This is a genomic window from Nonomuraea sp. NPDC050540 (genome assembly GCF_044457485.1).
Classification (GTDB): domain Bacteria; phylum Actinomycetota; class Actinomycetes; order Streptosporangiales; family Streptosporangiaceae; genus Nonomuraea.
In genome coordinates this window covers 244,484-262,419 of the sequence record NZ_JBITHA010000007.1, presented here as the reverse complement: position 1 = coordinate 262,419, position 17,936 = coordinate 244,484, and the positions used below count along the sequence as shown (strand labels likewise).

The following is a 17,936-nucleotide window of genomic DNA, read 5'->3' as shown; positions in this document are numbered from 1 at the left end:
GCCGGCTGACGTGGGTGGTCGTCGGATACACGATCACCGGCGGCGGCCTGCTGATGTTCGGCGGCCGCCTCGGCGACGTGCTCGGCCGGCGTCACGGTGTACGTCGGCCTCGCGGCCGCTCCCGCCCTCGCCGACCCGTTCGTCACGAGCAGCGTGCTGGCGATCGCGGGTCTCGTCGCCGCCGCCGTGATCGCCCGGGGCGTTTAGCCGCTTCTGCTGGGAAGCCTCGCCGCGAAATCGGTCAGCGCGGCGGTGAACGCGTGCGGCTTGTCGCCGTGGATCACGTGCCTGGCGTCGATCCGCCGGTAGACGGTCTGCGGCGCGAGCTCGCGTACCCTCCGCGCGTCGTCGTCGTCCATCGCGCCGACCAGCCCGTGGTTCTCGTAGCGGTTCCAGTTGGCGTGCAGCAGCAGGACGGGGCAGGTCGTCGCGCGGAGAGCGGCCTCGTGGGAGAAGTCGCCGTAGAAGCGGCCGTCGAGGAAGGCCTGGGCGAAGTCGGGATCGAACATCGACGCCGCCCGGACCATCTCCTCCAGCGACCGTGGCAGCCACCGGACGCCCAGGCTCGCCGGGCGTCCGGGGTGCCTCCGCCCGTGCCGGGCCACCAGCCGGTCGAACAGGCCGACGAGCCGCTCCGGCATCCGGACGGACCTGGTCTCCGAGACGGGGATCTCCTGGCGGTAGATGCCGGCGACCCGCCGCGGGTCGAGGTCGCCGAGCACGCTGACGGCGTGCGCGAGGCTGCCGTAGACCCACCGGTCGCGGTCACGGAAGCGCGGCATCTCGGCCGAGAAGATCGGCGGGTCCTCCAGCACGATCGCGGCGACCTCCTCCGGGGTACGGCTCGCGCACCACAGAGCCAGGACGCCGCCGGAGGAGTTCCCGCTGACGACCGCCGGCCGGCCGATGACCTCGCGCAGCAGGCGGGCAAGGTCGCCGCCGGCGGAGTCCCAGGAGTAGTCGCCGGGTGTCCAGGAGGAGTTCCCATGGCCCCGGACATCGACGGCGAAGACCGTGAACCGCCGCGCGAGCTCCGGCATGACGCGGCGGTAGCTGCTCCACAGGCTCATCTGGCCGGGCACGAGCAGAAGCGGCACACCGGCCTCCGGCCCGCGGACATAGCTGAGGACCGTGCCGTCGAACGTGGCGAACTCCTGCCGGAACCCGGCCCGCGCCAGCTCGGGCGGCAACGGCTCGCGCCACCCTTCGAAGGGGTTGCGGTAGCCGGTCATCACGTCGGCTCCTCTTCCTGCGCGGCTTCCTGTGCGGCGAGGACTCCGCCGGCGAAGTTGCGGAATCTCTCGTTGTCGACCAGCGCGATGCCCTGCTTGCGGTCCACGAGCACGAGCAGGGTGTCGCCCGGCTGGAGGTCGAGCAGGTCCCGCGCGTCTTTCGGGATGACGATCTGCCCCTTCTCCCCGATCTTCACCGTGCCCACGATGTACCGGCCGTCCGGCCCTTCGATCATCTTTCCGGCCATACGCCCCTCCTATGCCAACTAGTCGTATAGTACCCACTTTTCCAACTAGTTGGCATCAGACCTTGGTGGGACATCGGCGTGCGAGGTCATACCAGGGGAGCAAGCAGGTCTGGACGTAGAGCTGATGCCGGGCGCGGCGGGGATCCGAAGAATGGGCGGGTGACGATTCTCGGGCTGTCTCCCCTGGAGATCCTTGCCGTACCGGCCACCCTGGCGCTGGTGCTGGCCCGCTGGCTCCCGCCTCCCGCGCGGCGGCCGGTCGCGATGGCGGCCGGGGCCGTCTTCGCGGTGTGCGCGGTGGTGCTGGCCGTGTCCGGCGTGCGCTGGCAGCTCATCCCGGTGCTCGCCGCCGGGGGAGTGGCGCTGGCCTTCGCGGTGTTCGTGCTGATGAGAGGGCGGACGGGGCGGCCGGTGCGCAGGGCGCGATGGTGGGCGGCGCTGCCAGGGGCGGTGGCCGGGCTCGGCCTGGTCGTGGCGGGCACGGGGGCGTCGTGGGCGCTGCCGCTGCCGGTGTTTCCCCAGCCGCCGGGGGCGTACGCGGTCGGGACCACCGTGGTGCAGTGGACGGACGCCGACCGGGAGGAAGCCGCCACCGCCAAGGCGGGCGACGAGCGGACGGTCGTGGTCCAGCTCTGGTACCCCTCCGGTGACGCCACGGGCGCCCGGCGGAGCCGCTACCTCGGGCGTACCGCTGAGGAGGCGAGGATCGTGGCCGGGGGCTCCGCGGACTATCTCGGGGTGCCCGGGTTCATGCTCGACGAGGTGGCGCGTGCCCACGCGCGTTCGGCGCCGGAGGCTCCGGTGGCCGGCGGGAGCGAGCGGTTCCCCGTGGTGCTCTTCTCACCCGGGCTGGGCGGGGTGCGCACCCAGAACACGGCCTGGGCCGAAGACCTGGCCAGCCGCGGGTACGTGGTGGCGGGGATCGACCATCCCTACGACTCGGCCGTGGTCGTGCTCGACGACGGCAGGGCCGTACGTACGCGGCTGGTGGCGACCGGTGACGACGCGGAGGACGAGCGGCGGGCGGCCGGATGGACGGCGGTCCGCGCGGGCGACCTCAGCTTCGTGCTCACGCAGCTCGGCCGGATGCACAGCGGCGAGATCCAGGGTCCGCTGGCCGGGCGCCTCGACCTGGAACGGGCCGCGGCGACCGGTCACTCCCTCGGCGGGGCCGCCGCGTTGCAGGCCGCCCGGCAGGACGCGCGGTTCGCCGCGGTCATCGTGCTGGACGGCTATCCGCGCGACCCTGTCGCCCGGCCGTTCCGTCAGCCCGTGCTCGCGCTGACGCACGACATCGCGCCGGGGGAGGAGCGGGACTACCTCTCCCGCCTCACCCGGGTGCTCGACCTCAGCAAGGCGGTGAGCTATCGGCTCACCGTCCCCGGCTCGGCCCACCTGACCTTCACCGACGCGCCCTTGTACCTGCCGCCGCTGCCCTCGCTGATCGGCTCCGCCGGGCGCGCCGCCGGCCCGCGGCTCACTTCGGCGGTCACCACCGCGTTCCTGGACGCCACGCTGCGCGGCAAGGGGGGCGATCTGGTCAAGACCCTGTCCGCGTACGGCGAGCTGACCATCTTCCCTCCATAGCATGTATGGATGATGGATCTACGCCAGTTCCACGTGCTGAGGGCGATCGCGGTCAGCGGCTCGCTGGCAGGGGCGGCCCGCCGGCTCCACTACGGCCAGCCCACGATCAGCTACCACCTCGACGCATTGGAGGCCCACCTCGGCGCCCGGCTGGTCGAACGCGGTCCCACGGGCGCCGTCCTGACCGACATCGGGGCGATGGTGCTGGAGCACGCGGCGGTCGTGCTGGAGCGGATCGAGACCGTGGAGTCGGACGTGGCGGCGCGCCTGGCCCACGGTGTGTCCACGCTGCGGGTCGGCGCGTTCACGACGGCGGCGACCAAGCTGCTGCCCGGCCCGCTGCGGCGCGCCACCGAGGGCAGCGACGTCCGGATCGAACTCACCGAGGCCGAGCCTCTCGACCTCCTCACCCGGCTACGGGCCAGGTCACTGCACTGCGCCCTGATCTACGACGTCGCGGCGACCAAGTCCGTCCGCGTCGCGGCCGAAAAGCCCGGCCTCGGCTCGGGGGCGGATCCCGGTCATGGCTCGGGGGTGGAGCCTGGGCTCGGTTCGGAGGTGAGGTCGGGTGGTGGCTCGGGGGCGAAGGCCGGGGCGGGGGTGCGGGGGCGTTATGGGGCGGATCTGCGGGTGCGGACGTTGATGGACGACCCCTACCGGCTGCTCCTGCCCGGAAGCCATGCCCTGGCCGCAGGCGAAGGGCCCGTCGATCTCGGGCTGCTGGCCGGCGAGGGGTGGATCATCTCCAGCGGCTCCTACGACCCGAGCGACCAGACCCTGTACGCGACCTGCCAGTCCCTCGGCTTCCGTCCCCGCATCGCGCTGCGTGCCGACAACTACAGCGTGATCCACGGCTTCGTCGGCGCCGGGGGCGCGGTGGCGCTGGTGCCCGAACTCGCCTTCGAGCAGGGGTACGACGTGGTCGCTCGCCCGGTGCTCCAGGACGTGGGCGCACGCGGGATCCAGTTCGTGATCCCCGCCGGGCCACGCCCCGCCGTCGTGGACCGGGTCTGGACCGAGCTGCATAGAGCGTATGGAGGTGGTGCAGAAAAGCGGGGCGTTCCGGATCATGAACGGTCGCTGTGAGGATGCGGCCATGACCCGATTCGGCGCTATGTACGGTCCCGATCTCACCTTCCTCGGCGTCCCCGCCTGCGACCTGGACGATCCGGCCTCCTGGAACGAGGCCGAGGTGGTCATCCTGGGCGCGCCGTACGACGGAGGCACCTCCTACCGCGCGGGCGCCCGCTTCGGCCCCGGCGCCATCCGGCAGGCCTGCTACCTCGAACACGACGGTGCCCGCCCGTCGCTCGCCCTCGGCGTGGACGGCCTGCTGGACCTGCGGGTGAAGGACGCCGGCGACGTCATGATGCTCAGTGGTGACGCCTACGCCGCGCACGCCGCCCTGGAGCGGGCGGTGCACACGGTAGCGGCGGCCGGCAAGGTCCCGCTCGTGCTCGGCGGCGACCATTCGATCGCGCTGCCCAACATCACCGGCGTCGCCCGCGCGGCCGGGTGGGGCAGGGTGTCGGTCCTGCACTTCGACGCGCACGCCGACACCGGCGACAGCTCGTACGGCACGCTCATCGGGCACGGCCAGCCGATGCGCCGGCTGATCGAGTCGGGCGCGGCCAGGGGCGACCGGTTCCTGCAGATCGGGCTGCGCGGCTACTGGCCGGGACCGGAGACGTTGCGCTGGATGGCCGAGCAGGGGATGCGCTCGTACGAGATGACGGAGATCGTCGAGCGCGGCCTGGCCGAGTGCCTGAGCGAGGCGGCCGAGATCGCGCTGGACGAGTGCGACGGGGTGTACCTGTCGGTGGACATCGACGTCGTCGATCCGGGCATGGCGCCGGGAACGGGCACGCCGGAGCCGGGCGGCCTGACCTCCCGCGAACTGCTGGACGCGGTGCGGCGCCTGTCCTACGAGCTGCCGATCGTCGGCGTCGAGGTGGTCGAGGTCGCCCCCGCCCACGATCACGCCGACGTGACGGCGATGCTCGGCAGCCGCGTCGTGCTGGAGGCGCTGTCCGGCCTGGCCAGACAGCGCGCGGAGCGGCGGGGACGGCTTGAGCCGTGGGACCGCGGCGAGCCGCTGCTCAAAAGGCACACGTCCCCCGATGCCGGCCGATGACGGGGCCCGCGCTTCCAGGGGCGCGGATGACGGGGCTCCAGCGGCCGCACGTCAGGATTTCGCGCGGGGCCGGCAACGCGCGGTTCCTCACGGGCGAACGAGCGCGTGAGGTCCCTGAATGCCGGCCGATGGTGGTCCGCGGCTACCGGCGCGTGCCGCGTGTCAGGCGATGTCGGCCGATGAGGGGTCGGCGGAGGTCAGGCCGGAGGCCTGGAGCGCGGTTTCGAGGGTGGGGTGGATGTTGAACTGGCGGTAGGCGCCGGTGACCTCCAGGATGCGGGCGGGCCGGGGCTGTACGGTGGCCAGGTGGAGACTGCCGCCGTGCTCGCCGGCGCCGGCTCTCAGATGCAGGAGCAGGCTCAGGCCGGTGCTGTCCATGAAACTCAGCCCGCTCAGGTCGAGGACCAGCGGCAGCCCCGGCTCGGTGTGGCGTTCGGCGACGTGGTCCGCCAGCTGTGCGACGTTGCTGGCGTCCAGCTCACCGGTGACGGTGATCAGCGTGCCACGCAGCATGCTGACGGTCATCAAGGACAGCGGCGTCATCACGACCTCGGCGATCTCCCGGACAGAAGGCCCACTCGAACGGCGTTACTCTACTCTATGAGTGAATGACAATACAGGAAAGACATTTCAGTATACGATGTTCCTATAACAGTCGTCACGCGGGGGACGAGAGAGTGAACGCCGTGCCCGAACTTCCAGGCGAAAGCCCGCCCGGCTGGACCTTCCTCACCCACCACGCCCGGGTCCTGCTGGAGATCGCCCGCGATCCCGAGGCCCGGCTGCGCGACATCGCCGCCACCATCGGCATCACCGAGCGCACCGTCCAGGGCATCGTCAACGACCTGCACGACGCCGGGTACCTCGCCCGCGAACGAGTCGGCCGCCGCAACATCTACACGCTCAACCCCGACCGGCACTTCCGCTACCCCACCGAGTCCGGCATCGCGGTCCGCCACCTCATCGAGATCTTCACCGAACGCGGGTGGCCCAGCTGATCCATGTTAAGAATCTTTGACACCATGTCCAAGGTGCTTTACCTTGGCGATGTCGGCTTTTCTTTACATGGAGGAGTGTCGTGTCCACCGAGGAAAAACGGGTGTGGGTGTACGCGGCGGTCGCGCTCGCGATCCCCGTCGTCTACTTCACCGTCGTCCTCCGGCAGCTGCCCGGCGCGGACGTCACCCGGATCACCTACGTCCCGGCCCTGCTCACCGCCATCGGCGTCGCCGTACTCGCGAACATCGTGGCGTCGATCGCCACCGCGATCGCCGCGCCGAGGGAGGCGGGCCTGAAGGACGAGCGCGACGCCTCCATCCGCCGGTACGGCCAGCGTGCCGAGTACCACGTGCTGGCCGTCGGCGTCGTCGGCGTGTTCGCGCTGACCCTGGCCGGCGCCGCGCACTTCTGGATCGCCAACGCCCTCTACCTGGCGTTCGTGCTGTCGGCCCTCGCCTCGGCGAGCGCCCGGATCATCGCCTACCGCAGGGGTTTCTGAACATGGTCAAACCCACCAGGGTGACGAACTCGATCCGCGCGCTGCGCTTCGCCAAAGGGGAGATGACGCAGGCTGACCTGGCCGAGCGCGTCGGCGTGACCAGGCAGACCGTGATCGCCATCGAGCAGGGCCGCTACTCGCCCTCACTGGAGATGGCCTTCAAGATCGCCCGCGCGCTGGGCGTCACGCTCGACGACGTCTTCCAGTATCCGGAGGACGGGGACTGACGGCGGTGTTCCACGGTGGAACGGGATGTCACGCCCCTCTGATGACATTCACTCTCAGAGGAGGCATCTCATGCGCAAGCACCTGCTGGCGATCCTGGCGGCCGTGGTGACCGTGGCCGCGCTGACGGGCTCCGTGCCCGCGCAGGCATCGGTCGGGACCCTCATCCTCGGCCAGAACCAGTCCCTGGGCGGGCTGAACTGGACCTTCAGCGAGACCAACGGCAACCTCTCGCCGACCGGCAGCGACGACCGGGCCAGCTCCCTGCGGGTCACCGGCAACTCGGCCTGGGTCGTCTACCAGCACGACAACAACGGCGGCCGCGCCTACTGCGTGCTGCCCGGCCAGAGCATCAGCGACCTGCACCACCGGTGGTGGCAGTTCGGCGACACGATCTCCTCGGTCCAGCGGCTCATCGGGCCGAACTGCTTCCAGTTCCCCATGTTCCTCAGCACCACCCTCTGACCTGGGCGCGCGCCCGGATAGGGTCGGCTCCATGGATCTGACCGCATGGCTGCGTGACTCCGATCCGGCGCTGCGCTGGCAGGTCGAGCGCGACCTGGACGGCGAGCCGCCGCGGGTGTGGGAGGCGACGCGGGCGAGGATCGCGGCCGAGGGCTTCGGCGCCCGGCTCCTCGCCCTCCAGGACCCGGACGGCCAGTGGGCGGGCGGCGCGTTCTTCCCGAAGGAACCCGAGGAGGGAGACGGGCAGCCCTGGACGGCGACGACCTGGACGCTCACCGCGTTGCGGGAATGGGGGATGGATCCGGCCGTCCTGCGCGAACGCCGTACCGCCGAACTGCTCGCCGAGAACTGCCGGTGGGAGTACGACGGCCTGCCCTACTGGGGCGGCGAGGTGGACTGCTGCATCAACGCCTGGACGGCTGGGAACGGCGTGTGGCTCGGCGCCGACGTCACCGGCATCGTCGAGTGGTTCCTTGAGCACCGGCTGCCCGACGGCGGCTGGAACTGCGAGTGGGCCAACGGCTCGACGCGCTCGTCGTTCCACTCGACGCTCAACTCGCTCAAGGGGCTGCTCGCCTACGACGTGGCGACCGGCGGCACGGACGAGACCCGCGCCGCCCGGCGCTCCGGCGAGGAGTACCTGCTGCGGCGCGGCCTCTTCCGCCGCCTGTCCACCGGCGAGCCGGTCGGGCCGTGGGCGGGGCGGTTCGCGTACCCCGTCCGGTGGCAGTACACCGTGCTCAACGCGGCCGAGTACTTCCGCGAGGCCGCGCTGTTCGACGGCACGAAGCCGGACCCGCGGATGGCGGAGGCGATCGAGCTCATCCGGGCCGCCCGGCGCCCGGACGGCACCTGGCGGCAGGCGTGGCGGTATCCGGGGCGGGTGTGGTTCGAGGTGGACGCGCCGGTGGGGGAGCCGTCGAAGTGGCTGACGCTGTCCGGTACGCGGGTGCTCGCCTGGTGGGACGCGCTTATCCGTGTTTAACCGCCGCCTCTGTTGTGTGGCCTTGATCGATCCGCACACGACACGAGGCAGGACACATGACCCTCCACCATGCCGGCCGGCGCACCTTCCTGAAGGCCCTGGCCGCCGCCGGAGCGAGTACGGCGCTGCCCTTCGCGGCCGAGGCCGGAACCGAGGATCCCGACCAGCTGTTCAAGCAGGGCAGGTTCGCCGACGCCGAACGCGGCTACCGCCGCCAGTTGCGCGAGGACCCGCGCGCCGCGCACGCCCACGCCCGGATCGGCTACATCGCGCTGCTGTCCAACCGGTTCGGCACCGCGCAGGCGCACCTGGGCAAGGCCATCGCGCTGGCTCCGGGCGACATCGCCTCCACCCAGCGCCTGGCCGAGTGCTTCGTCCGCCAGGACCACCTGGCCCGCGCGATCCCGCTGCTGCGCCGTACCGGCCGCCCGCGTGACGCGGCGTCCGCCACGGTCTACTCCGCCATCAAGGGCACGCCCTGGACGATCTCGGGCGCCCGGAGCACCCGCGTGCCCTTCCACACCCTCGATCCCGTCCCCTCGGTCGAGGCGAGCGTCAACGGCGGCGAGCCGCGGAAGTTCTACCTCGACACCTACGCGACGCTGGACCTGTCGATGGAGGAGGCGGAGCGTGCCGGGCTGCGCGCGCTGGCCACCGTCGAGGGCGGGGTCGTGGACAACCATCCCGTCGTGCTCCACTTCGGCGTCCTCGACTCCTTCAGGGTCGGGGACATCGAGATCCGCAATATCCCCGTGCAGTGGAACGACGCGCAACGGCCGCCCCTGCCCGACGGCTCACAGGCGGCGGGCGCGTTCGGCACCACGATCTTCTACCACTTCCTGACCACCATGGACTACGCGGGCAAGGCCCTGGTGCTGCGGCGCACGCCCGGCGCCCCGCGCGACGAGATCGCCCGCCTGCCGCTGTGGCTGGCGGGGGACCACTTCCCGTGCTCGCTGGGCAGCCTCGGCGATCACCCGCCCAGGATGGTCAGCATCGACACCGGCGGCATCGGCAGCGCCCTGGACACCACGGTGGCGATCGCGGAGCAGTACGGCCTCACCGTGGACTACGACAACCCGAGGGAGCGGTTCGGCATCAAGACCTACCCGGTCACCGCGGAGCGGGCCGGCCTGGGCGGCGCGGTCAGGCGCGACGTGCGCGGCAACGCCGCCGAGAAGGTCTTCCCCGGCCTGCCCGGCCCCGGCCAGTCGGCGCAGTTCGGCTTCGACATGATCGCGAACTTCACCCACGAGTTCTTCAAGCCGTACGCCGTCACCTTCGACTACGGTCGCATGCGCATGTCCGTCAGCCGCCCGTCATAGGCGGGCGTCGGCGAGGGCCTGGTCGAGGATGGCGGCGCCGCGGGTGATCTCCTCGTCGCTCGCGGTCAGCGGCGGCGCGATCCTGAAGATGCCGCCCATTCCGGGCAACTGCACGATGTTCATGTGCAGCCCGAGCTCGAAGCAGCGCCGGGTGACGGCCGCGCCCAGCCGGTCGGCGCCGCCGGCGCCCAGGACCTCGTCACCGGCAAGCTCCACGCCCAGGAGCAACCCGCGCCCGCGCACGTCCCCGACCACGTCGTGACGGGCGGCGATCTCGTCGAGCCGGCCGCGCAGCAGCGCGCCGAGCTCACCCGCCCGCTTGTCGAGGTGGTCGCGCTCCAGGACGTCCAGGACGGTGTTGCCGACCGCGGCGGGCAGCGGGTCGCTGACGTGGGTGGTGAAGAACAGATACCCCCGCTCGTGCGCCCGCCGCTCGATCTCCGCGCTGGTCAGCACGGCCGCCAGCGGCAGCCCTGCGCCGAGCGTCTTGGACAGCGTGAGGATGTCGGGCACCACGCCGTCGTGCTGAAAGGCATACCAGTCCCCGGTACGGCACAGCCCCGTCTGCGCCTCGTCCAGGATCAGCAGCATGCCGCGTTCCCGGCACTTGTCCGCCAGCGCGGCGAGGTAGCCGGGCGGCGGCTCGATGACGCCGCCCGAGCTGAGGATCGGCTCGACCAGGCACGCGGCCAGGCTGCCGACCGACTGGGCGTCGATCAGGTCGAAGCCCAGGTCGAGCTGGCGGCGCCAGTCGAGCGCGCCGCCGGCGTCGACGACGCCGGGACGGAAGCGGTCGGGAACGGGCAGCGCGAAGTTGCCCGGCGCGGCGGGCCCGTAACCCCTGCGCCCGGCGCTGTAGGTGGCGTTCGCGGCGGCCATCGTCATCCCGTGCCAGGACCGGGCGAACGACACGATCTCATGCCGGCCCGTGACGAGCTTCGCCATCCGCACCGCGGCCTCGTTGGCCTCGGCCCCGGTGGTCAGCAGCAGCGCCTTCTCCAGCGGATCGGGCAGGGACTCCGCGAGCCGGCGGGCGAGATCGACGACGGGACGGCTGAGCATGCCGCTGTGCAGGTGGTCGAGCCGGCCGATCTGCTCGCGCACCGTCGCGACGATCGCCGGGTGGGAGTGCCCGAGGATCGCGCTCATCTGGCCGGAGGTGAAGTCGAGCAGCTCGTGGCCGCTCTCGGTGAACACCGACGTGCCGTGCGCGCGGGCGATGAGCTCCGGGGTGAACGCGGCCTGGCCGCTGTAGCGGATGAGGTGGCGGGCTGATTCGGGAACCATGCCACCGACGTTAGGCACGCACCGCCGTACGCGTCCATCGCCCGGAGCGGCTAGCGGATCTCGGGCAGATCCCGCAGCTGCCTGCGCGAGGTGAGCCCGAGCTTGCGGAAGATGTTGCGCAGGTGGGCGTCGATGGTGCGCGGGCTGAGGAAGAGCGTGGCGGCGACGTCCTTGGAGGTCGCGCCCTCGGCCACGAGCCGCGCGATGTGCACCTCCTGCAGGGTGAGCTGCTCGCCCTCCGCCGCGCTGCGGCTGCGCGCCTGCTCGCCGGTGCCGCGCAGCTCGCCGGCCGCCCGCCTGGCGAAGGCCTCCGCGCCCAGCCCGGACAGCTGCTCATGGGCCTGCCTGAGCTGTGCCCGCGCGTCGCGGCGCCGCCCCTCCCGGCGTAGCCACTCCCCGTAGAGCAGGTGGGCGCGCCCCCGGTGGACGGCCATCGGGCTGATCCGGAGGCGTTCGACGGCCTCCCGGTAGCCGTCCTCTTCCCCGGTGACCAGGGCGCGGCAGTACGCTTCGACGCCCAAGGCCCAGGCGGAACCGGCGGCGCGGGCGCGGACGGTCAGCTCGCGCAGGGCGCCGGCGGCCGGCTCGGGGCGGCCGGAGCGCACCGCGGCCTCGATCAGCTCCGGCAGGGCCAGAGCGGACACGCCGAGGTGGCCGCTCGCGGTGGCGGCCTGGGCGGCTTCCAGCGCGGCGGGGTAGTCGGCCAGGCCGTTGTGCAGGACGGCCGCGGCCCACTGCGCGCTGAGGCTCATCCTCGGCGGCACGTCCGCGAACAGCGCCATGGCCTCCTCGCGGCGTCCGCGCAGGGCGGCCAGGTGCAGGCGCGGGTAGACCAGGGGAGCGGCCCCGGTCGCCGAGGCGATGGCCTCCTCCTCGGAGATCATCTCGGCGGCGGGGCCGAACGCGCCCTCGTGCGCCCGGACGGTGGCCAGCATCGCCAGGCCGATCGGCACGAGGTGGAAGGCGCCGGACTCGCGTCCCGCGGCCACGACCCGCTCGGCCGTACCGCGCATCACCTCGATGTCCCACAGCTCGGCGGCGACCATGTAGCCGAGGGAGGGACGGCTCGCCCAGACCTCGTCGTCGAGCCGCCGCACGATCGGCCGCAGCGGCCCGGCGGCCGCGGCGTGGCCCCGGGTGACCAGCGTGACCAGGCCGTCGAGCACGATGTCGGTGCCGGTCCCGGTGCCCGGCGGCGCGGACCCGGCGGCGTCCACGATGGCGGCCAGCTCGCCGGTGAACACACCCATCTCCATCGCGTCCAGGTAGCAGGCCCGCGAGCGGGCCGGGTCGGCCTCCGCCAGGGCGCGGGCGGCCCGCAGGAGGTAGGCGGCCGGGTCGCCGCCGCCTCGGTAACGGGCGAAGGACAGGCGGCCGCGCAGCACGTCGAAGCGCGGGTCGTCGCTCTCCACGCTGCTGAGCAGGTCGGCGGCGACCTCGAACGCGCCGACCGCGAGCTTGGCGCGGGCGGCGGCCAGCACACGTTCGGCGCGCGCCGCGGGGTCGGTGGTCAGCGCGGCCGAGCGTTCCAGGAAGGCCGCCGCCGCGGCGATGCCGCCACGGGCCTGGGCGCGGGCGGCGGAGGCGTCGAGTTCGGCGGCGATCTCCTCATCCGGGCCGAGGGCGGCCTGGGCGCGGTGCCAGGCGCGCCGGTCGGGTTCGGCCGCCGGGTCGGTGGCTTCTGCCAGGGCCGCGTGCGCCCGGCGGCGTTCCCCGGCGGTGGCGGCGCCGTAGACGGCGGAGCGGGCCAGCGGGTGGCTGAAGCGGATCCGGGTGCCGAACTCGGCCAGCCCGCCGGTCCGCGCGGCGGTGTCGGCGGCGATGCCCAGCCGCCCGGCGGCCCGCCACAGCAGTCCCGCGTCGCCCACCGGCTCGGCCGCCGCCACGGTGAGCAGGGTTCTGGCCGGTTCCGGCAGGGCCCGCAGGCGGGTCAGGTAGCTCTGTTCGATCACGGCCGGGACGTCGAAGCCGCCCGCCATGCCGGCCAGCCCCGCGGTCCTCGGCAGTTCGAGCAGCGCGAGCGGGTTGCCCCGGGATTCGGACAGAATGCGGTCGCGGACCCGCTCGTCCAGCGGCGCGTGGACGGCCTGCGCCAGCAGGGCGCGCGCCTCGGCCTCGCTCAGGCCGCGCAGCCCCAGCTCGGGCAGGTCCGCCAGCGCGGCCGGTCCCGGCTCGCGGGCGCCGAAGACCATGGCGACGCGTTCGGTCCCGATCCGGCGGGCCAGGAAGGCCAGCGTGTGGGCGGAGGCGTGGTCGAGCCACTGGGCGTCGTCCACGACGCACAGCACCGGCCGCTCGCGCAGCGCCGCCAGCAGCAGTCCCAGGGCGGCCAGGCCGACCATCAGGGGCTCCGGCGTGCCGGAGTCCAGCCCGAACGCCCCCTCAAGGGCCGTGCGCTGCGGCGGGGCCAGGTCGCCGAGGCGGTCCAGGAGCGGCGCGCACAGCTGATGCAGCACGGCGAACGGCAGCTCCATCTCGAACTGCGCGCCCGTGGCCCGGATGACCAGGAAGCCGTCCGCGGCCTGCTCGGCCTGCCGCAGCAGCACGCTCTTGCCGATGCCCGGCTCCCCCTTGACGACGAGGGCACAGCCCCGCCCCTGCCGTGCGGCATCGAGCAGAGCGGTGAGCCGCGCCATCTCGGCGTGGCGGCCGAGCAACATGTCCATGGGCAGACACTTTAGGGGGCCTTTTCCGCCGCCTCCTTCAGGTGGCGCAGCCAGGCGGTCAGCGACCCTTCGAGCGCGGCCCGCATGCCCTCCACGTCGGCGCGGATCGCCGCGCCGTCCCACGACTCCTCGGTGCGCACGTGTACGGCCCCGCCCTCCTCACGGAAGGTCCACAGGTGCAGGCCGTCGATGCCGTGGGCGGGCCCGCCCCACAGGATGCGGGCCCGCGGCTCCGCCTGGTGCACGGTGGAGGTGATGTCGAGGCCGAATGTGCTCCAGTGGAAGACCGCGCCGGGCACCAGCGGGCTGAGGGCGGAGGCGCTGGTGATGTCGCTCTGCCAGGCGGGCCAGCCGTTCACGTCGGTGTGCAGGAGCCAGACACGCTCCAGCGGGGCCTCGATCACGGTGCCGAGGCGGACGACGACGGCGGCATCGGAGTCGATGGAGGTGATCACTTGGTGTCCTCGATCCAGTGTCCGTGGATGCCCGAGGGCACCCGGCGGGGGAGCTCTACGGTGGCGACCGTCGTCAGCTCGGCGGCGTCCAGCACGAGCAGCTCGGACGCGTCGGCCTTGAGGTCGCTGACGACGGTGAGCAGGTAGCCGTCGTCCTCGTTGTTGCTGCCGGCGGCGGGCACGAAGACGGCCTCGCCGGGCATGCGGTGCTCGCCGTGGGAGAACAACCGCCGCCGGCCGGTCGCGGTGTCGAACTTGACGGTGTGGTAGCCGGACAGGCCCGCGCCGGGGAAGGCGATGGCGTAGCTGTAGCGGTTGGCGATGCCGGTGTGGGCGTCGTTGATGGCGGGGAACTCGACGTTCAGGCTGTCCAGGGGCTCCTCGGTGGCCTTGCCGGTGGCCGGGTCGAGGATCCAGCGGTGCAGGGTCGCACCGGACAGCGGGCTGGGGCCGTAGGCGGGCGCGCCCACCCACCACTTCCACGACGACTCCCACCCGGCGCGGTCGAAGCGCGGCCCTTCGAGCACCACGCGCCCGTGGGCGTCCACGTAGGAGTTGCCGACGTGCAGCAGCGTGCTCTGCTCGACCTCGAACCAGGTCACCCGGTCCGACTCGCGCGGCATGACGCCGACCCGGAACGGCACGTCGTCGTGCCAGCGATAGGGGATGCCCGACCCCTCGGCGGGGTCGAAGACGACCGGCGAGCACAGGAACACCGCGTGCCGCGCGGTGATCGCGAAGTCGTGCATCAGCGACGGCCCGGCTCCCTCGATCACCTGGGACCGCACGATCTGCCCCGAGGCGTCGGCGACATGGTAGGTCAGGTACGGCGGGAAGGGGCTGTAGCTGAAGAAGTGCAGCTCCCCGGTGACGGGGTCCTCCTTCGGGTGGGCGGTCATGGCGCTGGTGAGCTTCCCGCCGAAGTCGTACACGCCGACGGTGTCGAGCTCGGCGGTCACCTCCCAGGGCAGGTTGGCCTCCTGCAGGGCCAGGTAGCGCCCGCCGTGGAAGATGATGCTGGTGGCCGCCGCGGAGACCTCCAGCTCCGTGCCGTGGAAGGGCACTCCTTCCAGGTACGGCGTGCGCACCCACCGGTTGCGGTACCACTCGGCCCTGCCGCCGGCCAGCCGGATGCCGTGGATCATTCCCGCGCCCTTGAACCAGTGGGTAGGCGTCACCCCGGGCTTCGGGTTGTGGCCGTTGCGGAAGTAGCGGCCGCTGAGCTCGGGCGGCAGCGTGCCGCGCACGGTCAGCTCGTGGGCGGTGATCTCGTCGGCGACCGGCGTGTAGTGCCCGCTCAGGTACGGCTTGGCGAGGTCGTTCATCGGGGTGCCTTTCCAATCGAGACGATCGTGATGAGCAGGGTCAGGGCGGCGCAGGCGAGGAAGGCCCCGCCGTAGGAGGGAAGGAGGGTCAGCGCGGACAGGCCGACGGCTCCGCCGACCTGGCGGGTGGCGTTGACCAGCCCGCCGGCCAGGCCGCTGTCCTCGGCCGGGACCCCGGCCGAGGACAGCGCGGTCAGGCGGACGAAGGCCACGCCGAGCCCGGTGCCGATGAGCAGCGACGGCGCGATCAGCGCGCCGGTGAGCCCGAGCCACGCCAGGCCTGCGGCGAGCAGCAGCAGGCCGATCGGCAGGACCGCGCGGCCGCGGATCCGCCCGGCTGCCCAGGACGCGATGGTGATCATCAGGGCCAGGGGGAGCTGGGAGAGCCCGGCCTCCAGCGGCGTGTAGCCCAGGTCCCGCTGCTGGTAGAGGGGCAGGAAATAGAACAGGCCCAGCCAGACCGCGCCGAGCAGCGCCATCAGCAGGTTGGGCCGGGCGACCACGGCCATCCGCGCGGGCAGCAGCGGGTGGGGCGAGCGGCGCTGGATCACCACGAACACCACCAGCAGCGCCAGACCGGCCGGCGCCGCGGGCCACGGGCCGCTCAGGCCGTAGGTGAGCAGGATCAGGGCGGCGGCGAGCGTCGTCGTGCCCGGCAGGTCGAGGGTGCCGCCTCGCGGGGTGTCGGCGGGTACCAGCCGCCAGGTGGCCGCGATGACCGCCAGGGCGAAGGGGACCAGGACGGCGAAGACGGCGCGCCAGCCGTACAGATCGGTGAGCAGGCCGCTCAGCAGCACGCCCGCCGCGCCGCCCGCGCCGGAGACCGCGCCCCACACCCCGAGCGCCGTCCCGCGGCCCTTCCCGTCCGGGAACAGGCGCAGCACCAGGGCGAGCGCGGCCGGCGCCAGGAGCGCGGCGCCGAGGCCCTGCACGACCCGGGCGGCGATCAGCATCGCGGGTCCCGCGGCCAGGGCGGCGGCCAGGCCGGCCAGGGCGAACAGGGTGGCGCCGGTGAGGAAGACGCGGCGCAGCCCGTACACGTCGCCGAGCCGGCCGCCTGGCAGCAGGATCGCGCCGAAGACCAGCACGTACGCGTTGATCACCCAGGTCAGGCCGGCCGGCGACATGCTGAGGCCGGTGCGGATCTGCGGGAGGGCGACGTTCACGATCGAGGTGCTGAGAACCACGAGGAACTGGGCGGTGGCCAGTGCGGCCAGGGGCGCCCAGGTGGCGGTTCGCGGGTGTCCGGTGCCGTGCATGACCTCACGGTCGCAGTGCGGCGTATGTCGTCGCGTCGGTGGTTTTCACCTATTCACCGCCTTGTGCAAGGCTATCGCAACCTGTAGGTTGCCATGCATGGTGACGAACACGATCGAACGTGAGGTGGTGCTGCGGCACCCCGTCGACCGGGTCTGGGCCGCGCTGACCACCGCGGAAGGCCTGTCCCGGTGGTTCGGCTCGGTGGCCGAGATCGACCTGCGGCCCGGTGGTCGCGCGTACTTCCGCTGGGACGACCTCGGCCAGGAGTCGCCCGCCACGGTCACGGTCGTCGAAGCGCCGCACCGGTTCGCCTTCACCTGGGCGATCGAGGGGGTGGACGCGCTGGTGACCACGGTGGAGTTCACCCTGGAGGAGGTGCCGGGCGGCACCCGGCTGCGGCTGGTGGAGAGCGGGTTCGCGCGGGCCGCCGCCGGCGTGGCCCGCTCCGCCCACCAGGCCAACAGCCAGGGCTGGGACGCCGAACTGGCCGACCTGGAAAGTTACCTCGATGCCGCCGCCTGAGGCCGAGGCCCAGGCCGTGGCGGTGTTCGCGGCGCTGACCGATCCGACGCGGCGGGCGCTTCTGGAGGAACTGGCCCGCGCGGGTCCGGCGACCGTCACCGATCTGGCCCGGCGGCTGCCGATCAGCCGCCAGGCCGTGGCCAAGCACCTCGGCCTGCTCGCCGAGGCGGGCCTGATCAGCGCCGCGGAACCCACCGGCCGCCGCCACCCCTACCGCCTGGAACCCGCACCGATCCGCGCCGCCCAGGTGTGGCTGGCCACGCTCGCCCACCGGTGGGACGACCGGCTGTCCGCACTGGAAGACGCACTCGACATGGAGGAATCATGACCGTGTACACCGCTGGACTGAACATCGCGATGAAGATCCCCAAGGCGCAGTACGAGGCCACCGTGGCCTTCTACCGCGACACCCTGGGCTTCGAGGTCAAGGAGGAGGACGTCGGCTACGCCCCGACCGTCGCCGCGACCCATTCGGTGAAGTTCGGCCCCAACACGCTGTGGCTGGACCGCGTCGACAACTACAGCCGGCCCGACCTGTGGCTGCAGCTCCACACCGACGACCTGGACGCCGCGACGGCCGAACTGGCCGAGGCCGGCGTCCACCCGTGCGACGAGGTGGAACCGCTGGAGAACCTTGACACGAGGACCCACTGGATCAAGAACCCGGCCGGGATCGTGCACCTGCTCGCCGAGTCCGGCTGACCGGCCGCCCGGGGGTCCCT

Annotated in this window: 20 protein-coding genes; 12 read left to right on the top strand and 8 right to left on the bottom strand. The window is 72.6% G+C overall.

The annotated features are described in order from the left end of the window. Nucleotides 1–203: 203 nt before the first annotated feature. Nucleotides 204–1,232, bottom strand: a complete 1,029-nt coding sequence (locus ACIBI5_RS25490; RefSeq protein ID WP_397251318.1) for an alpha/beta fold hydrolase — start codon at nt 1,230–1,232, stop codon at nt 204–206. Continuing rightward, nucleotides 1,232–1,480: an AbrB/MazE/SpoVT family DNA-binding domain-containing protein gene (locus ACIBI5_RS25485; protein ID WP_397250778.1), complete on the bottom strand. Its 249-nt coding sequence runs from the start codon at nt 1,478–1,480 to the stop codon at nt 1,232–1,234. The genes ACIBI5_RS25490 and ACIBI5_RS25485 overlap by 1 nt, the downstream gene beginning before the upstream one ends. A 159-nt stretch (nt 1,481–1,639) precedes the next feature. On the opposite strand from ACIBI5_RS25485, the gene ACIBI5_RS25480 reads away from it, so the two are divergent. Genes ACIBI5_RS25480 through speB form a run of 3 tightly spaced genes read left to right on the top strand, consistent with a single transcriptional unit; the run spans nt 1,640 to nt 5,201 of the window. Beyond that, nucleotides 1,640–3,067, top strand: a complete 1,428-nt coding sequence (locus ACIBI5_RS25480) for a hypothetical protein (RefSeq protein ID WP_397250776.1) — start codon at nt 1,640–1,642, stop codon at nt 3,065–3,067. A gap of 9 nt (nt 3,068–3,076) precedes the next feature. Next, complete coding sequence (locus ACIBI5_RS25475; protein WP_397250774.1) at nt 3,077–4,153, top strand: LysR family transcriptional regulator; 1,077 nt, start codon at nt 3,077–3,079, stop codon at nt 4,151–4,153. A 10-nt stretch (nt 4,154–4,163) separates the two neighbouring features. Next, entirely contained in the window at nt 4,164–5,201 is a 1,038-nt protein-coding gene (gene speB, locus ACIBI5_RS25470) for an agmatinase (protein WP_397250772.1), read from the top strand. Nucleotides 5,202–5,363: 162 nt separating this feature from the next. On the opposite strand, the gene ACIBI5_RS25465 is transcribed toward speB, so the two are convergent. Next, complete coding sequence (locus tag ACIBI5_RS25465; protein WP_397250770.1) at nt 5,364–5,726, bottom strand: STAS domain-containing protein; 363 nt, start codon at nt 5,724–5,726, stop codon at nt 5,364–5,366. Nucleotides 5,727–5,887: 161 nt separating this feature from the next. Between ACIBI5_RS25465 and ACIBI5_RS25460 the strand changes: the two genes are divergently transcribed. The 6 genes from ACIBI5_RS25460 (at nt 5,888) to ACIBI5_RS25435 (ending at nt 9,699) form a co-directional block, all read left to right on the top strand. Beyond that, nucleotides 5,888–6,199 carry a helix-turn-helix transcriptional regulator gene (locus tag ACIBI5_RS25460; protein WP_397250768.1) on the top strand — a complete coding sequence of 104 codons (312 nt, stop codon included), beginning with the start codon at nt 5,888–5,890 and terminating at the stop codon, nt 6,197–6,199. Between the two features lie 80 nt (nt 6,200–6,279). Continuing rightward, nucleotides 6,280–6,699, top strand: coding sequence for a hypothetical protein (locus tag ACIBI5_RS25455; RefSeq protein WP_397250766.1), 420 nt, complete (start codon nt 6,280–6,282; stop codon nt 6,697–6,699). Between the two features lie 2 nt (nt 6,700–6,701). Then, nucleotides 6,702–6,926 carry a helix-turn-helix transcriptional regulator gene (locus ACIBI5_RS25450; RefSeq protein WP_397250764.1) on the top strand — a complete coding sequence of 75 codons (225 nt, stop codon included), beginning with the start codon at nt 6,702–6,704 and terminating at the stop codon, nt 6,924–6,926. A gap of 70 nt (nt 6,927–6,996) precedes the next feature. Then, nucleotides 6,997–7,389 (top strand): beta/gamma crystallin-related protein, encoded by a 393-nt coding sequence (locus ACIBI5_RS25445; RefSeq protein ID WP_397250762.1) that lies wholly within the window; start codon nt 6,997–6,999, stop codon nt 7,387–7,389. Between the two features lie 31 nt (nt 7,390–7,420). After that, nucleotides 7,421–8,374: a squalene cyclase gene (locus ACIBI5_RS25440; RefSeq protein ID WP_397250760.1), complete on the top strand. Its 954-nt coding sequence runs from the start codon at nt 7,421–7,423 to the stop codon at nt 8,372–8,374. 56 nt (nt 8,375–8,430) lie between these two features. Continuing rightward, nucleotides 8,431–9,699, top strand: coding sequence for an aspartyl protease family protein (locus ACIBI5_RS25435; protein WP_397250758.1), 1,269 nt, complete (start codon nt 8,431–8,433; stop codon nt 9,697–9,699). Here the strand turns inward: ACIBI5_RS25435 and ACIBI5_RS25430 are convergent. The 5 genes from ACIBI5_RS25430 to ACIBI5_RS25410 are packed head-to-tail and all read right to left on the bottom strand — an operon-like array spanning nt 9,694 to nt 16,691. Continuing rightward, nucleotides 9,694–10,986 (bottom strand): aspartate aminotransferase family protein, encoded by a 1,293-nt coding sequence (locus ACIBI5_RS25430; protein WP_397250756.1) that lies wholly within the window; start codon nt 10,984–10,986, stop codon nt 9,694–9,696. The genes ACIBI5_RS25435 and ACIBI5_RS25430 overlap by 6 nt on opposite strands. Before the next feature lie 50 nt (nt 10,987–11,036). Next, on the bottom strand, nt 11,037–13,652 hold the full coding sequence (locus tag ACIBI5_RS25425) for an ATP-binding protein (protein ID WP_397250754.1): 2,616 nt from the start codon (nt 13,650–13,652) through the stop codon (nt 11,037–11,039). A gap of 11 nt (nt 13,653–13,663) precedes the next feature. Further along, nucleotides 13,664–14,107, bottom strand: coding sequence for an SRPBCC family protein (locus ACIBI5_RS25420; protein WP_397250752.1), 444 nt, complete (start codon nt 14,105–14,107; stop codon nt 13,664–13,666). Further along, the gene (locus tag ACIBI5_RS25415; protein WP_397250750.1) at nt 14,104–15,432 is read right to left on the bottom strand and encodes a carotenoid oxygenase family protein; all 1,329 of its coding nucleotides are present in this window, start codon (nt 15,430–15,432) and stop codon (nt 14,104–14,106) included. Before ACIBI5_RS25415 ends, ACIBI5_RS25420 begins: the two co-directional genes overlap by 4 nt. Beyond that, nucleotides 15,429–16,691 carry an MFS transporter gene (locus tag ACIBI5_RS25410; RefSeq protein ID WP_397250748.1) on the bottom strand — a complete coding sequence of 421 codons (1,263 nt, stop codon included), beginning with the start codon at nt 16,689–16,691 and terminating at the stop codon, nt 15,429–15,431. Before ACIBI5_RS25410 ends, ACIBI5_RS25415 begins: the two co-directional genes overlap by 4 nt. A gap of 97 nt (nt 16,692–16,788) precedes the next feature. Between ACIBI5_RS25410 and ACIBI5_RS25405 the strand changes: the two genes are divergently transcribed. The 3 genes from ACIBI5_RS25405 to ACIBI5_RS25395 are packed head-to-tail and all read left to right on the top strand — an operon-like array spanning nt 16,789 to nt 17,916. Next, nucleotides 16,789–17,214 carry an SRPBCC domain-containing protein gene (locus ACIBI5_RS25405; protein ID WP_397250746.1) on the top strand — a complete coding sequence of 142 codons (426 nt, stop codon included), beginning with the start codon at nt 16,789–16,791 and terminating at the stop codon, nt 17,212–17,214. After that, complete coding sequence (locus ACIBI5_RS25400) at nt 17,201–17,542, top strand: ArsR/SmtB family transcription factor (RefSeq protein WP_397250744.1); 342 nt, start codon at nt 17,201–17,203, stop codon at nt 17,540–17,542. Before ACIBI5_RS25405 ends, ACIBI5_RS25400 begins: the two co-directional genes overlap by 14 nt. Continuing rightward, a complete protein-coding gene (locus ACIBI5_RS25395; protein ID WP_397250742.1) occupies nt 17,539–17,916 on the top strand; it encodes a VOC family protein in 378 nt (125 codons plus the stop codon). Before ACIBI5_RS25400 ends, ACIBI5_RS25395 begins: the two co-directional genes overlap by 4 nt. Nucleotides 17,917–17,936 lie beyond the last annotated feature (20 nt).